12 protein-coding genes are annotated in these 15,847 nt (G+C 44.1%); 4 read left to right on the plus strand and 8 right to left on the minus strand.

What is annotated here, in order from left to right:
- Nucleotides 1-36 precede the first annotated feature (36 nt).
- Nucleotides 37-1,401, minus strand: coding sequence for a histidine--tRNA ligase (gene hisS / locus WKT20_RS10735; RefSeq protein ID WP_117702593.1), 1,365 nt, complete (start codon nt 1,399-1,401; stop codon nt 37-39).
- Between the two features lie 82 nt (nt 1,402-1,483).
- A complete protein-coding gene (locus WKT20_RS10740) occupies nt 1,484-2,161 on the minus strand; it encodes a zinc metallopeptidase (RefSeq protein ID WP_007562054.1) in 678 nt (225 codons plus the stop codon).
- Between the two features lie 146 nt (nt 2,162-2,307).
- Here WKT20_RS10740 and WKT20_RS10745 point away from each other — a divergent pair, with 146 nt between their 5' ends.
- Nucleotides 2,308-4,467: a DNA topoisomerase 3 gene (locus tag WKT20_RS10745; protein WP_117702595.1), complete on the plus strand. Its 2,160-nt coding sequence runs from the start codon at nt 2,308-2,310 to the stop codon at nt 4,465-4,467.
- Between the two features lie 92 nt (nt 4,468-4,559).
- On the opposite strand, the gene WKT20_RS10750 is transcribed toward WKT20_RS10745, so the two are convergent.
- From WKT20_RS10750 to WKT20_RS10760, 3 genes are all read right to left on the minus strand, one after another.
- Nucleotides 4,560-5,711, minus strand: coding sequence for an acyltransferase family protein (locus tag WKT20_RS10750; RefSeq protein WP_340417348.1), 1,152 nt, complete (start codon nt 5,709-5,711; stop codon nt 4,560-4,562).
- A 91-nt stretch (nt 5,712-5,802) separates the two neighbouring features.
- The gene (locus WKT20_RS10755; protein ID WP_117702597.1) at nt 5,803-6,369 is read right to left on the minus strand and encodes a Crp/Fnr family transcriptional regulator; all 567 of its coding nucleotides are present in this window, start codon (nt 6,367-6,369) and stop codon (nt 5,803-5,805) included.
- A 390-nt stretch (nt 6,370-6,759) separates the two neighbouring features.
- Nucleotides 6,760-8,127, minus strand: a complete 1,368-nt coding sequence (locus WKT20_RS10760) for an MATE family efflux transporter (RefSeq protein WP_117671745.1) — start codon at nt 8,125-8,127, stop codon at nt 6,760-6,762.
- Between the two features lie 572 nt (nt 8,128-8,699).
- On the opposite strand from WKT20_RS10760, the gene WKT20_RS10765 reads away from it, so the two are divergent.
- From WKT20_RS10765 to WKT20_RS10775, 3 genes are read left to right on the plus strand one after another with little or no spacing between them, the layout of a single operon-like run.
- Nucleotides 8,700-10,700 (plus strand): AAA family ATPase, encoded by a 2,001-nt coding sequence (locus WKT20_RS10765; protein ID WP_117702598.1) that lies wholly within the window; start codon nt 8,700-8,702, stop codon nt 10,698-10,700.
- Between the two features lie 49 nt (nt 10,701-10,749).
- Nucleotides 10,750-11,361, plus strand: a complete 612-nt coding sequence (locus WKT20_RS10770; protein WP_117702599.1) for an L-threonylcarbamoyladenylate synthase — start codon at nt 10,750-10,752, stop codon at nt 11,359-11,361.
- 31 nt (nt 11,362-11,392) lie between these two features.
- Nucleotides 11,393-12,259, plus strand: coding sequence for a mechanosensitive ion channel family protein (locus WKT20_RS10775; RefSeq protein ID WP_118244556.1), 867 nt, complete (start codon nt 11,393-11,395; stop codon nt 12,257-12,259).
- A gap of 83 nt (nt 12,260-12,342) precedes the next feature.
- Here WKT20_RS10775 and WKT20_RS10780 read toward each other — a convergent pair whose 3' ends face one another.
- The 3 genes from WKT20_RS10780 to WKT20_RS10790 form a co-directional block, all read right to left on the minus strand.
- Complete coding sequence (locus WKT20_RS10780; protein ID WP_117702601.1) at nt 12,343-13,533, minus strand: FprA family A-type flavoprotein; 1,191 nt, start codon at nt 13,531-13,533, stop codon at nt 12,343-12,345.
- 29 nt (nt 13,534-13,562) lie between these two features.
- Nucleotides 13,563-14,507, minus strand: a complete 945-nt coding sequence (locus WKT20_RS10785; RefSeq protein ID WP_117702602.1) for a TIGR01212 family radical SAM protein — start codon at nt 14,505-14,507, stop codon at nt 13,563-13,565.
- 166 nt (nt 14,508-14,673) lie between these two features.
- Nucleotides 14,674-15,813: an OmpA family protein gene (locus WKT20_RS10790; RefSeq protein WP_270653208.1), complete on the minus strand. Its 1,140-nt coding sequence runs from the start codon at nt 15,811-15,813 to the stop codon at nt 14,674-14,676.
- Nucleotides 15,814-15,847 lie beyond the last annotated feature (34 nt).

Consider the following 15,847-nt stretch of genomic DNA (forward strand, 5'->3'; position numbering starts at 1 on the left):
CGTGAAACCTGTGTTTTTTACGATTAACGCTCACGCTTATCCGTTGATGGCAGCTACCAGTTCGTCCGGAGTAACCAGCGACTGTTCGCCACTCGTCATATTTTTCAGCATGACTTTTCCTTCTTTCATTTCATTTTCACCCACAATAGCTACAAACGGTACCATCTTTGCATTGGCATAGCTCATCTGTTTCTTCATTTTGGCAGCATCTGGGTAGATTTCTGCACGAATACCAGCCGCACGTACCTGTGCCAATACCGGCAATACATACGCAGCCTCAGCTTCGCCAAAGTTGACAAACAGCAACTGTGTACCATTCACCGCTTCTTTCGGATACAAATCCAACTGGTTCAGTACGTCGTAAATACGGTCAGCACCGAACGAGATACCCACTCCCGACATACCTTCCATACCGAACACACCGGTCAGGTTATCGTAACGACCACCTCCACTGATACTACCAATCTGTACATCCAGCGCCTTCACTTCAAAGATAGCACCCGTATAATAGTTCAGTCCGCGAGCCAGTGTCAAATCCAGTTCCACTTCCGACTGAATACCCAGCCCGGTAATTGTTTTCAGGATAAATTCGCTTTCTTCTACCCCCTTCAAACCTGTCTCACTTGCAGCCAGCACATTCTTCAACGTAGCTATTTTTTCTTCGTTCGAACCGCTCAACAGAATAATCGGCTGCAACTTATCGATGGCTTCCTGCGGAATACCTTTTGATGCCAGTTCCGCATTTACATTGTCCAAACCTATTTTATCCAGTTTGTCGATGGCCACTGTAATGTCGACAATCTTGTCGGCTTCTCCGATAATTTCTGCAATACCTGTCAGAATCTTACGGTTATTAATCTTGATGGAAACACGGATACCGAATTTCTGGAACACAGCATCAATCATCTGCACCAGTTCCACCTCATTCAGCAGAGAGTTACTGCCCACCACATCGGCATCACATTGATAGAATTCACGATAACGTCCCTTCTGCGGACGGTCGGCACGCCATACCGGCTGAATCTGGAAACGCTTAAACGGGAAAGTGATTTCATCACGGTGCATTACCACGTAACGCGCAAAAGGAACTGTCAGGTCATATCGCAAACCTTTTTCACAGAATTTGCTGGCCAATTTTGCTGCATTGCGGCTCAACAGTTCTTCATCTGTCAGTCCAGAAAAATAGTCACCTGAATTCTGAATCTTGAAAAGCAGCTTATCGCCTTCCTCCCCGTACTTACCCATCAAAGTAGACAGGTTTTCCATAGAAGGAGTTTCTATCTGCTGAAAGCCGTAGCGATAGAATACCTCACGAATGGTGTTGAATATATAGTTACGTTTCGCCATTTCTACCGGCGAAAAGTCTCTTGTTCCTTTAGGTATACTTGGTTTTGTTGCCATAATGAATCAGTCTTTAAATTAACGGAGCAAAAATACGAATAAAATTTCTACCTTCCGCACACAAAACGAAAGGATTTCATGCTTACTCGCGACGATTCATATAAATCGTTACGTAGTAAATCAGCGTAGCCAGTGAACCCAAGGCAGCTACGACATACGTATAGGCAGCCGACTTCAAGGCATCCGTAGCCTGCTGATGATTAAACGCATTGGTAATTCCAGCACTACTCAACCATACCAACGCCCGACGGCTTGCATCAATTTCTACCGGAAGGGTAATAAAACTGAACAACGTGGTCATGGCAAACAGACAGATACCGATAAGCAGCAACTGAGGAAAAGAGTTGACCATCAGAATACCAGCTAACAACACCCAAGATACGATGGAAGAAGAAAACTGTACCACAGGAACCAAAGCCGAACGCATACGTAAAGGCGCATATCCCCGCGCATGCTGTACCGCATGTCCACACTCGTGAGCAGCTACAGCTGCCGCAGCCACACTTGTACTACCGTAGACCCCTTCACTCAAATTTACCGTCTTGTTCATCGGGTTATAATGGTCGGTCAACATTCCCGATGTACTGGTCACCGTCACGTCGTAAATACCGTTATCACGCAGCATCTTTTCTGCCACTTCCCTTCCTGTCATGCCATTGGTCAACGGCATCTGGGAATATTTTTCAAATTTACTCTTCAGGTTTGCCTGAACCAGGTAACTGATAATCGCAATACCTATAAATACAATCCAAATCAACATAATTTCTTCATTTAATTGTTATACTAATTCTTTAGCAAAAACCTTGCCAAAAGAAAGGTTGTCAGTCATTTCTGTCCAAAGATAAAGATTTTATTTTTCTATTCAGGTAACTTTACGTAATTTTGCTCCATATTGAAAGAAAGACCATGATAGTTTGCATAGCCGAAAAGCCCAGTGTGGCACGCGACATCGCCGATGTGCTGGGAGCCAAGAACCGAAAAGAAGGATACATTGAAGGAAACGGATACCAGGTAACCTGGACATTCGGCCATCTGTGTACCCTGAAGGAACCGCATGAATATACTCCCTCGTGGAAAAGCTGGAGTCTGAGCAGCCTGCCCATGATTCCTCCTCGCTTCGGAATCAAGCTGATAAACGACAGCGGAATTGAAAAACAGTTTCACATCATCGAAAAACTAATGCAGGAAGCCGAAATGATTATCAACTGCGGGGATGCCGGCCAGGAAGGAGAACTCATCCAGCGGTGGGTAATGCAAAAGGCCGGTGCCAAATGCCCGGTCAAACGACTCTGGATTTCCTCACTGACAGAAGAGGCTATACGCGACGGATTTGCCAATCTGAAAGACCAGGCTGAGTTCCAGCCTCTCTACGAAGCCGGACTGAGCCGCGCCATCGGTGACTGGACTTTGGGCATGAATGCCACCCGACTATACACCTTGAAATACGGACAGAACAAACAGGTACTTTCCATCGGACGAGTACAGACTCCGACTCTGGCCCTGATTGTAAAAAGACAACAGGAAATCGAACACTTCGTACCCAAGCAATACTGGGAACTGAAAACGGTCTACCGCGATACAGTGTTCTCGGCCATCATACGAAAGAGCGATGAGGAACTGGCTGAAGAAGCTGAAAAGGAAAAAGAGAATCCTTCGGCCAAGAAGAAAATACAATCTGATACCAACCGAGGGATTCCACAGATTACCGACGAACAGACCGGAAAGGAGTTACAGGAACGCATCCGGAATGTAGACTTTACCGTGACCGAAGTCAGTTCCAAGAAAGGTACGGAGGCGCCTCCTCGCCTGTTCGACCTGACTTCTTTACAGGTGGAATGTAATAAAAAATTCAGCTACTCGGCCGACATGACCTTGCAGCTCATCCAGTCATTATATGAAAAGAAGGTGGCTACCTATCCGCGTGTGGATACCACTTTCCTGAGTGACGACATTTATCCCAAGTGCCCTAAAATTCTGGAGGGGTTGAAAGACTATGCTGTTTACACGACGTCATTAAGCGGAAAACCACTGATTAAATCGAAAAAAGTATTCGATAACAGTAAGGTGACCGACCACCATGCCATCATTCCCACCGGGGTACAACCGCAGGGCCTCAGCGACATGGAAAAACGGGTGTTCGACCTGATTGCACGCCGTTTCATCGCCGTGTTCTATCCGGATTGTAAGTTTTCTACCACCACCGTCATCGGTGAAGCAGACCAGATAGAGTTCAAGGTAACCGGAAAGCAGATTCTGGACCCCGGCTGGCGCATAATCTTTGCCAAGGACGTTCCGGAGGAAGGGAAAGAAAATGAGGAAGAAAGCGTATTGCCTGCATTCAACAAAGGAGAAAGCGGTCCGCATAATCCGATGCTCAACGAGAAATGGACACAGCCGCCTCGTCCCTACACCGAAGCCACCCTCCTGCGTGCCATGGAAACCGCCGGAAAACTGGTGGATAACGATGAACTGCGGGATGCCCTGAAAGAAAACGGCATTGGTCGCCCTTCTACCCGTGCAGCCATTATCGAGACCTTGTTCAAACGGCATTACATCCGCAAGGAACGCAAAAATCTGATTGCTACGCCTACCGGGGTGGAGCTGATTCAGTTGATTCACGAAGAATTACTGAAATCGGCCGAACTGACCGGTATCTGGGAAAAGAAATTGCGCGAAATCGAACGAAAAAGTTATGATGCGGGTACCTTCTTAGCTGAATTGAAGCAGATGGTCACCGAAATAGTCTACAGCGTACTGCGCGACAACAGCAACCGCCGTGTAACCGTTACGACCGATGACAGCCCTAAAATTCCACTGAAAAAAACAGCTTCCCCTAAAAACGGTGAAGAAGAGCCCAAGAAAAAAGCGGCTCCCCGCAAGCCACGGGCCAGCAAGAAAGCAGCCACTCCCGAAGCACCTAAGGAAGACAACCTGCCAGCCGATGACAGCATTTTAGGAAAAGCCTGTCCCGTATGCGGCACGGGCATCATTATCAAAGGGAAAACAGCTTACGGATGCTCTCAGTGGAAAAACGGATGTAAATTCCGCAAGCCTTTTAAAGCGTAATTATAATGGATAACAAAATCTCCCCAAATGTCCGATACAAAAATTCAGACATTTGGGGAGATTGATTGTATATCATTTAGAATTATTCATCCTCATTTCACAAACTTACTCCCAAGCCACCTTCTCACGGGTTCATCATAGAGCTTCAGACACAAGTATGCCAATGCGATACTTCCGAAATATACGACAGCTGCCACCGGCCAAGTGTCTTCCAACGTATACAACTGTTTCTCAATAAGCCATGAATAGAATACATACATAATAGGATAGTGAATGGCATAAAGCGGATAAGATATATCTCCCAGGAACTTACAGATAGCGGTCGACTGCTTGTCTGTCGTCTTGCCGGATGCCCCCATACACACCAATAGAGGAAATACCACCGCAATGCATATCATCTCGAACACGCCATTCAAGCATACCGGTGACTTACCTTCGATATAAGGCACACAGAAAAGTCCCAACAGGATAATGCTGCAAATCCAGAATGCGCCTCGAATCTTGAACGGACAGAAATTTCTTGAAATCAGCATACCTAACGTGAAAGGAAACAGCATTCTCAGCATGCCTCCCCAAAAGTTCAGTCCGTCGAGCGTCCAGCCCACTCCTATCATGCCATAACCTACCACATCAAACAAAGCAAACCAGGACAGTCCCAAACCAAGCAGTATGACCAATACTGTCAGTGCCTTATTACTCAAACGACGAATGAAAAGAGCGTAAAGTATATTACCTATATATTCAAAGAACAATGACCAGCTCGGTCCGTTCAAGGAAAACATCTCTCCGTTCCCGCGTACGTCATACCCGGCTCCCGGATAAGCCGGAATAAAGCACATTGCAAGCAAGAGTGCCAACATGACCGCGGAGGTCGCTACATGTGTACCATCCCATTTCACTCCCCCTTGCACAAAGAAAGCAATGCAACCGATTATCGCCCCCATAATAATCATCGGATGGAGTCGGATAAGTCTCCGCTTAAAGAAGCCTTTTAACGTCAAGTTCTTCTTCCACCGGTCATCGTACGCATATCCGAGGACAAAACCTGAAAGTATAAAGAAGAAATCGACGGCCAGATAACCGTGATTAATGACAGTAATGAGGGTACCTCCTCCAGCAAAAGAAAAACCTTCGAAAATGTGATAGAACACCACAAGCAGTGCGGCCACCCCTCTTAGCCCGTCAAGAAGTTCATAATGCGGTTTTGTATCTGCAAAAGCTGATGATGAGATTCGATGATTCATATTGAGATAAATAAAAAGGATTAGGATTTATAATTCATATATTGTGCAAAGATAAGGAATCTCATCCATTAAAAATTTGTCCTAAATCAAATTACGGCTTTTTGCTTCGCAACCTGCTGAGGGTAGAAAGGGTGATTCCTAAATAGGATGCAATGTATTTCAGATTTACCTTTTTGCATATTTCCGGAAATTGTTTCTGAAATTCTTCATAACGCTCTTTTGCCGGCAATGACAACCTCTCTTTATGGCTTCTGTGCAATCGTCTGTATTCATTCTGATGTATAATTCTCCCCCAGTTGCATAACTCCAAGTTGGTTTCCATAAGATTTTTGAGGTCACTTATATTGATCCTGTAGGCTTCCACTTCCTCCAGCGTTTCCACATATTCTTCGCTTTTTTTGTTGTAATATAATTCATCCATGCTGAAAACAATACATCCCTCTGCTCCGAACGAGGTAGTATATTCCTCTCCATCGACCACCCAATAGGCTCTTAAGATACCCTTCTCTATAAAATAAGCATACTTACAATAAATACCTTCCTTTATAAGTTGATACCTTTTAGGAAAACTGCAAGGTGTTAAATAGGATTCAAGTTCCTTTATGGTCAAATCGGACACCGGATATTGCTTTCTAATATTCTCTATTATATTTTTCATTTATAAGACTTGGTTTTCAATAAATAAAACTTGCATACTGAGCTAGGCAGCCTGGAAACACAACCGTATTCGTTTCTGCATTTTAATGCCACCTCAATCATAGCCACGATATACTTGGAGGATAAAGTTATAAAGATTTATAGCATAGCCGATAATTTCTATCAGGAAATTCCACCTCTCCCGACACATAATTACAAATTCCGAAAAGCATAATTCAAAACGCTTCGAAGAATTCTCTGTTTCACACTGTGGGATTTGTATTTCACAGTGTGAAATATGTATCCCACACTGTGGTTTTTGTATCCCACACTGTGAAACAGAGAATACGATTAAGCATTTGACACTTTATCTCTCTGTGTTTCAAACAATTTACCTATCGGAATCGTAAAATTAGTTCTGTACCAGATTCTGCATCTTGCGAAGTATCTTCGGGAACTGCCAGAAGAAGAGCAATGTGCAACAGATGGCGGCCGTAGCATCCGAAACTGCTTCGGCCATAAATACGCCTTCCACGCCACAGAAACGAGGCAGAACCAGAGCAAGAGGTACCAGCAAAATAACCTTACGCAGCAAAGCTATAAAAATAGAAATCCGTGCCTGACCAAGGGCTACAAACATATTCTGGCAGGCGCGCTGCAAACCAAAGATTGTCATTCCAGCCAGGAAGAGCGGCAGCACATGCTCTACGGTGGCTATCAACTCCGGATCGCTCGTAAATGCCGAAGCGACTACCGTAGGGAAACAAATCATCAGCAACATCAGGACAAAATTGAAAGAGAACATTACCGTCAGTACAATACGGAAACAGTCTTTCACCCGCTGCCGGTCACCATGTCCGTAGTTGTAGCTGGCCACCGGCACAAAACCTTGGGCAAATCCTGTAAGTGGCACACTGACCAGCTGCATGGCACTCTGTAAAATAGCCAGGGCTCCTACGTATATATCGCCAAATTTCTCCAGACTGCCGTTCAACACAAATCCTACCAGACTCTCTGTACTGGCCATAATGAAGGGAGATACCCCCAAAGCCAACATTCCACCGACGATACGGCGGTCAAATTTCAGGTAACATTTTTGCAAACGCAAAGAGGCACGGTCGGAACATAGAAAGCCTAACACCCACCAGGCGCTGCATGCCTGCGAAAGAATAGTGGCCAGTGCCGCTCCTTTTACGCCCATATCAAACCAGAAAATAAAAATCGGATCAAGCACAATATTCAGCAAGGCCCCAATCAAGACGGAATACATCGCAATATTGGGACGCCCCTGTGAATTGATGAACGTATTGAGTCCGGTAGAGATTTCCACAAACAAAGTACCCAGCAAGTACACTGAAAGATAATCTTCTGCGTAAGGAAGTGTAACGGCAGATGCTCCCGCAAACAGCAGAATAGGCTCCATAAACAAATAAGATACCAGCGAAGTCAGCACGGTAAACAGAATCAGCAGCATGAAACCGTTGCCTAAGAATTTCCCCGCACGCACCCGGTCGCCTTGTCCCAGTGCCATGGCAGCCAGTGGCGCACCTCCGGCTCCCACAATAGCCGAAAAAGAAGAAATCAGAATTACAATAGAGGTAGTCACTCCTACTCCCGCCAATGCATTTGTCCCGATTTCCGGTATATGACCGATATAAATACGGTCTACTATATTATATAGGAGATTGACGAACTGCGCGGCCACTGCCGGTAAAGCCATTTTGAAAATGAGAGGAAGCATCCGCTCCGTTCCCAGGCGTTCTTCGTACTGATTGTTCATTCTTGCTGCCATAGGTATTCTACAAAACGGCTGCAAAGTTACGAGTTTTTCGGGAGAGAAAGGGGAAAATGTAATTGAAAAGAAATAACCCTGCCTCCGGATTTGATTTACATCAACAAATTGGCCTTTTACAAGAAAAACATGCTATAAAACATATTTTGTAAAGAAAAAAGGCCTATATTTGCAGTGTAAAAAGAAAGGCTAAAAGAAAAAGCCAATAAAAAGTTTTCAAGGTAAATAAGGTAACAAGTACAACGGCCGGCTGGGAAGTCCGCTAAGAAGATTTAATTAAACTAACTAAAAAAGAAAGGGTAACAATTATGAAAAAGGTAAAAAACATTTTCCACAAGATTGCAAATGCAGATCCAATGATCTGGGGTTATGTAATGCTGAATGACGAAAGACGCAAATAAAACTGCGACGCTGACAAGTTCAGCATTTTAAAGACGAATCTGATAAATGCCGAAAGGCTTCTCGTAAATATTCTGACGAAAAAGCGGTTAGACTTCTAACCGCTTTTTTTATTTCCCATTTGTCCGTATCTTTGCATGAATCTCTAAACACAATGACAGATGACTCCTACCCTGATAGATACCGACAACCCCGAATTTCAGAATGCACTGAAACTCATCCAATATACCCGCCAATCGGTCTTTCTGACCGGAAAAGCGGGAACGGGTAAGTCTACATTTCTGAAATACGTCTGCCAGCATACCAAAAAGAAATATGTGGTACTGGCTCCTACGGGTATTGCGGCTATCAATGCGGGTGGCAGTACCCTGCACAGTTTTTTCAAGCTTCCGTTTCATCCGCTCCTGCCCGATGATCCGAAGTTTCAGGGGCGGAAACTGAAAGATTTTCTGAAGTATTCTTCCGACCACCGGAAACTCATTCAGAACATCGAGCTCATCATCATTGATGAAATTTCCATGGTGCGGGCCGACATCATCGACTTTATCGACAAGGTGCTTCGCACGTACTCTCATAACTTACGTGAGCCGTTCGGTGGAAAACAGCTGCTGTTAGTGGGCGACGTATTCCAACTGGAGCCGGTAGTAAAAAGTGACGAACGGGAGATTCTGAACCGTTTTTATCCGAATCCGTATTTCTTTTCGGCTAAAGTGTTCCAGGAGATGGAACTGGTATCCATCGAACTCACCAAGGTATACCGGCAAACAGACCAGGTATTCGTCAGCGTGCTCGACCATATCCGGACCAATACTGCCGGAAATGCGGATTTACAACTATTGAACACCCGTTATACGCCGACACCACCTTGCCCGGAAGAGAATGATTTGTACATCACGCTGGCCACCCGGAGGGATAATGTAGATTATATCAACGAAAAGAAACTCAACGAACTGCCAGGCGAACCGGTCACATTAAAAGGAGAAATACATGGTGAATTTCCGGAAAGCAGCCTCCCTACCCTGATGGAACTGGTCATCAAGCCGGGAGCACAGGTGATTTTCATCAAGAACGACCAGGAAAAACGCTGGGTGAACGGTACCATCGGTACGGTATCAGGCCTTTCGGAAGACGGTACCATCTATGTAATAACGGAAGACGGGAGTGAATTCAATGTACACAAGGAAAGCTGGAGCAACATCCGCTACCGATATAACGAGACGGAAAAGAAAATAGAAGAAGAGGAATTAGGCACTTTTACACAATACCCCATCCGGCTGGCCTGGGCCATCACCGTACACAAGAGTCAGGGGCTGACTTTCAACCGGGTAGTTATCGACTTTACGGGAGGAGTTTTTGCCGGAGGACAGGCTTATGTAGCCCTGAGCCGCTGCACCTCATTGGAAGGCATCCAGTTGAAGCGGCGGATTTCGCACGCAGATGTGTTTGTCCGACCGGAAATTGTCAGCTTTGCCCAGCGCTTCAATGACAACCAGACATTTGAGAGGGCCATGAAGCAGGCACAGGCAGACATTCAATACGTAGCCTCTGTAAAAGCTTTCGACAAAGGCAATTTTGCCGAATTCTTAGAAGCTTTCTTTAAGGCCATCCACAGCCGATATGACATTGAAAAACCGTTGATACAGCGTTTCATCCGCCGGAAATTAGGCATCATCAACCGGTTAAAGGAAGAAAACCGATTGCTGAAGGAGCAAATGCAACAACAGCGCCAGAATTTACAGAAGTACGCCCGGGAATATTACCTGATGGGAAACGAATGCATCACTAAGGCACACGACCCGAGGGCAGCACAAGCCAACTATGACAAGGCTCTGGAGCTGTATCCGGAGTATGTGGATGCCTGGGTAAGAAAAGGAGTGACATTCTTTGATGAAAACCGAATGGAAGAAGCTGAAGAATGCCTGAATCGTGCCGTACAACTACGGCCACAGGATTTCAAAGCAGTATACAACCGAGGAAAACTTCGTCTGCTGACCGGAAAAACGGAAGAAGCGCTCTCCGATTTGGACAAGGCTACCAGCCTGAAGCCGCAGCATGCCGGTGCGCATGAATATTTTGCTGAAGCACTCAAAAAAAGCGGAAAGGAAATAGAAGCTGCCATTCACTATCGAATTGCAGAAGAACTGCGAAAGAAAAAGAAATAATTTTCTTATTTTTGCGTTCATACGAAGTCAAATCTTCGTAAATAACGCCATGTTACTTAAATTATATTCTAAAAACAACCGACCGGAAGACCTGCAGCGCATAGTAGACATTCTGAACGATGGGGGTATCATTATCTACCCCACAGACACGGTGTACGCATTAGGCTGTCATGCGCTGAAGGAACGCCCCATTGAGCGTATCTGTAAACTGAAAAATATCGATCCGCGCAAGAATAATTTATCCATTATCTGTTACGACCTGAGCAACATCAGCGAATATGCTCGCGTGAGCAATGCCACTTTCAAACTGATGAAACGCAATCTGCCCGGTCCGTTTACCTTTATCCTGAATGCAGACAGCCGTCTGCCCAAGATTTTCCGCAACCGGAAGGAAGTGGGTATCCGTGTACCCGACAATGCCATCATCCGTGAAATCTGCCGGTTGCTCGATGCACCGATTCTGACGACCACTCTGCCGTTAGAGGAAGGAGAAGACATTGAATACATCACTGAACCGGAACTGATTGACGAAAAGTTTGGAGAGAAAGTAGACCTTATTATTGACGGAGGTACGGGAGGTATTGAACCTTCTACCGTCATAAATTGTTGTGATGATGTACCTGAAATTGTCCGACAAGGCAAGGGGATATTAAATGAATGATTAACTATAAAAATTTTAATTCACATTACACATGTTACTTACATTATTACAAGCTACAGCACAAGCAAGCAATACTGCTTCAAAAATTAACGTAGAACAGCTGCTGGACAGACTGCTCAACTGGGGAATCGAGGTTGGAAAAGACATTCTGGCTGCCATTATCATCTACATCGTCGGCCGGTTTATCATCAAGCAAATCAACCGACTGGTCAGCAAAATTCTGGAAAAACGTAAACTGGAAATCAGTGTACAGACCTTCTTAAAAAGTCTGCTCAGCATACTTCTGAACCTAATCTTAGCATTTGCCATCATCAGCAAATTAGGAGTGGAAACCACCAGCTTCGCTGCAATCTTAGCTTCTGCCGGTGTGGCAATCGGTATGGCATTGTCCGGAAACCTGTCTAACTTCGCCGGAGGATTAATCATCTTAGTATTCAAGCCCTTCAAGGTAGGAGACTACATCGACGGACAAGGTGCCAGCGGAACAGTAAAAGAAATTCAGATTTTCCACACCATTCTGGCTACGGTAGACAACCGAATTATTTATGTACCAAACGGTGCTCTGAGCAGCAATGCCATCACCAATTACAGCAAACAAGACATGCGCCGCGCTGAATGGGTATTCGGAGTGGAATACGGAGAAGATTATGAAAAAGTAAAAGCTGTACTGGAGCAAATCATTGCGGCCGATGAGCGAATCCTCACGACTCCAGCTCCTTTTATCGGACTTGGAGCTTTGTCTGCCAGCAGTGTAGATATTAAGGTACGTGTGTGGACCAAGACTGAAAACTACTGGGATGTGTATTTTGACATGAATAAAATCGTATACGACACATTCAACAAAGAAGGCATCGGATTCCCGTTCCCGCAACTGACCGTACACCAAGCAAAAGACTGATAAGCAGATATCACTCCATAAAAAAACTTCCACCAAGGAAAAATCCTTTAGTGGAAGTTTTTTATATCTATCAAAAAGATGATTTATTTACGGTCTGCTTTCAAACGGTCGGCCATTGCCTTAGCCAATTCCTTAGCCTGTGCATAATTGCCGGCCTTCATGCTCTGCTTCATTTCTACCGGATTACCTACTACTTCAAATTTCAGTTTTTCAGTAAACTCACCCAATTTCTTCACTGCTGCGCTGGCCCAGGTGAACGAACCGAAGTAACCAAACAGGCGGTTCTTCATTTCACGAGCGGCTACCTTGCTCAACAGAGATTCCATTTCAGGATACAAATGCATGTTATAAGTAGTACAGCCTGCTATCAAAGCTTTATACTTAAAGATGTCGGCCAGGATATAAGAATGATGCGTATGAGAAACATTGTGCAGAATGATATTCTTGATGCCCTGTGCACTCAGTTCTTCTGCAATAGCTTCAGCCAGTTCTTCTGTATTACCATACATGGTTCCATACACAATCACTACACCTTCTTCACCTTCATAGCGGCTCAGCTTGTCATACATATCTACCACTTGCGGAATACATTCTTCCCATACCGGTCCATGAGTCGGACAGATTGTCTTGATAGGCAGTCCTCCACATTTCTGTAAGGCTTTCTGTACCGGATTACCGAACTTACCTACGATATTAGCATAGTAGCGGCGCATTTCATTCCAATAAATATCAGTATTGATGTTACGGTCGATGCATCCTCCGTTCAATGCTCCGAAACAGCCGAAAGCATCTCCAGAGAACAGGATACCTTCTGTTTCATCGAAAGTTACCATTGTTTCCGGCCAGTGTACCATGGGTACCAGATAGAAGCGAAGGTTATGATGTCCCAGTTTCAGGAAATCTCCATCACCTACCACATAACGTTCACCTGTTACTCCATAATATCCTTCTACCATTTCGAAAGTCTTCTTGTTACCTACCAATACGATTTCAGGATAGTATTTCTTAATCAGAGCAATTGAACCGGAATGGTCAGGCTCCATGTGATTTATAATCAAATAATTGATTTTACGGTCTCCGATAACACTGCGTATCTTTTTAATATATACTTCAAAGAAAGCCACATCTACCGTATCGACCAATGCAACCATATCGTCATCGGCAATCAGGTAAGAGTTATAAGACACGCCATAAGGAAGTGGCCACAAATTTTCAAACAAAGCTTTTGTACGGTCGTTCACACCGACATAATGAACTTTACCTTTAATTTCCATTGAATCCTAACTAATTTAAAAATTTGATATTATATTGTTTCCTTTTTTACTTCTTCATAGAATTTTCCCTGCCAGGTATCTCTTTCCTGAAGACGACGCTGCATACGAACGGCAAATTCGTAATTTTTAATGCCCCAGTCTGGAGCTATCAGCAATTCCTTGGGAGACTGCGAAACAAAACGTTCCAGCACAAGATCCGGACGCACACGCTCCAGATAATCAATCACAAGATCAATGTATTCATCTACCTCATACAAATGAAAATCTTCAGGACACAACTCATATTCATGTGCCATCCGTGTACCACGCACTAGCTGCAACTGATGCATTTTCAGCGTTGTCAAAGGAAGTTCAGACACCTGCCGTGCCTGACGGATGATAGCTTCATGATTTTCTCCCGGAAGTCCTAAAATCACATGACCTCCCACACGTATCCCTCTTTCCGCTGTACGTTTTACGGCATCCACCGTACATTCAAAAGTATGTCCCCGGTTTATTCGCTGCAAAGTATGATTATCCGTACTCTCAATACCATATTCCACTAAAAGAAAGGTTCGCTTATTCAACTCTTCCAGATAATCCAGCAATTCTTCGGGCATACAATCAGGACGCGTGCCGATAACGAGTCCGACAACTCCTTCTACCCGCAATGCCTCTTCATACATCTGACGCAGCTTATCCAATTCTGCATAGGTATTCGTGTAGGCTTGAAAATATGCCAAAAACTTCATTTCCGGATATTTTCTGGCGAAAAACTCTTTTCCTTCCTCCAACTGTTGCATAACAGACTTGTCTGTCCGACAATATGCCGGATTAAAGGTCTGGTTATTGCAATAGGTACATCCTCCATATCCTTTTACACCATCTCTATTCGGACAAGTAAATCCCACATTCAATGAGATTTTTTGCACCTTAAAAGGAAAATGAAGGGCCAAAAACCAGGCAAAATCATTGTATCGTGTACGTTCTCCCATGAGTTTACAAATTCCTCGCAAAGATAAGGATTTTCAGTTACTTTTCCCAGTCTTTATCTGTACAAGAAATGTAAAAACATACATGAAAACAAAGAGACATAAAAAAGGCTGCCACAGTATTTACCTGCAACAGCCTTCAGACTACATTATTTCAATAAAAAAAGAATTATTCTGATTCACTCAAAGTAGCAATACTTACACGGTTCCAATCCGGTTCTGAGAACATCGATCCTACACCCTGACCTTCAGCTGTGATACGTGAAGCACTAATTTTATACTTACTTATCAACATATTCTTTACAGCTTCCGCACGCTGCTTAGCTACACGTGCATTTACTTCGGCACTACCTTCTGGAGAAGCGTATCCCTTAATAGATACCGTACTCTTTGGATTATTCTTCATATAAGTTGCAATACGCTCTACATTAGGCACCTGATCAGTACTGATTGTGGTCTTTCCCTGACGGAACGTAATAACTGATTCCAATGACTTGGAATGTGTATTCTGAATAATAGTTTCTACCTGCTTAGGTGCATTACGCAAATCTGTCAACTCTTTTTCCAAACGTGCATTTTCTGCATCCTTTGCTCCTAAAGCTTCATCTTTACGGGCATTTTCTGCACGCAAGGCATTAATCGTTTCATTCAGTGAGTTCACCTCAGCCTGGTTGTATGGCTTCTGAATAGTCATATAGTGCTTTCCGTTGCTGCTTGCGAAACGATAAGTTACTCCAGCCAAAATTTCAATCTTCGACTTGTTTACATTCAGTTGTTGTGCACGGTCGCCATCCATTCTGTAAACAATAGCCGGACGTACATTTACAGCCCATGCTTTTTTCTCACCCAAGTTAAAGTTAAAGCTGGCACCAAAACGGCTTACCATATAAGAGCGATCATAACCACTACCCGAGTTCATGAAATCATGTCCCCAACCAAATCCGGCGATACCTTCTACTTCAAATAATCTGGGTTCACCGTTATATCCCCCAAAAAGATTATTTAAGTTAATCTTACCCAACACACCTAAATTCAAATCATCAAAAGCTGTTTTGCTGAAAGATGTATTGATACCTGTCAATCCCTCAAAAGAAACACCTAACACCGGAGTAATCTGTTTTCCTAGCTCAATGCCAGTTTCAGCACGCATGTTAGGCCAAAATGCAGAATGAGCTGTAGGAGTAGTTACTCCACCTTTCACACCTACATACCAATTATCCAAGAAACGAGTTCCTTCATACGCTTTTTGTGCATTCACAGAAAGAGCAGATACAGCTAACGCTGCTACTAAAAAACTTACCTTTTTCATTTTTTCATTCAAAAACTTTAATACCTAATTACTG

The organism is Phocaeicola sp. ICN-14070, from assembly GCF_037892625.1.
Lineage (GTDB): Bacteria > Bacteroidota > Bacteroidia > Bacteroidales > Bacteroidaceae > Phocaeicola > Phocaeicola plebeius.

What these genes read in the sequence shown, in the direction of transcription:
- WKT20_RS10765 (WP_117702598.1), top strand. Translation starts at nt 8,700, where the DNA reads ATGACTCCTACCCTGATAGATACCGACAACCCCGAATTTCAGAATGCA.
- hisS (WP_117702593.1), bottom strand. Translation starts at nt 1,401, where the DNA reads ATGGCAACAAAACCAAGTATACCTAAAGGAACAAGAGACTTTTCGCCG.
- WKT20_RS10790 (WP_270653208.1), bottom strand. Translation starts at nt 15,813, where the DNA reads ATGAAAAAGGTAAGTTTTTTAGTAGCAGCGTTAGCTGTATCTGCTCTT.
- WKT20_RS10750 (WP_340417348.1), bottom strand. Translation starts at nt 5,711, where the DNA reads ATGAATCATCGAATCTCATCATCAGCTTTTGCAGATACAAAACCGCAT.
- WKT20_RS10760 (WP_117671745.1), bottom strand. Translation starts at nt 8,127, where the DNA reads ATGAACAATCAGTACGAAGAACGCCTGGGAACGGAGCGGATGCTTCCT.
- WKT20_RS10775 (WP_118244556.1), top strand. Translation starts at nt 11,393, where the DNA reads ATGTTACTTACATTATTACAAGCTACAGCACAAGCAAGCAATACTGCT.
- WKT20_RS10745 (WP_117702595.1), top strand. Translation starts at nt 2,308, where the DNA reads ATGATAGTTTGCATAGCCGAAAAGCCCAGTGTGGCACGCGACATCGCC.
- WKT20_RS10755 (WP_117702597.1), bottom strand. Translation starts at nt 6,369, where the DNA reads ATGAAAAATATAATAGAGAATATTAGAAAGCAATATCCGGTGTCCGAT.
- WKT20_RS10740 (WP_007562054.1), bottom strand. Translation starts at nt 2,161, where the DNA reads ATGTTGATTTGGATTGTATTTATAGGTATTGCGATTATCAGTTACCTG.
- WKT20_RS10785 (WP_117702602.1), bottom strand. Translation starts at nt 14,507, where the DNA reads ATGGGAGAACGTACACGATACAATGATTTTGCCTGGTTTTTGGCCCTT.
- WKT20_RS10780 (WP_117702601.1), bottom strand. Translation starts at nt 13,533, where the DNA reads ATGGAAATTAAAGGTAAAGTTCATTATGTCGGTGTGAACGACCGTACA.
- WKT20_RS10770 (WP_117702599.1), top strand. Translation starts at nt 10,750, where the DNA reads ATGTTACTTAAATTATATTCTAAAAACAACCGACCGGAAGACCTGCAG.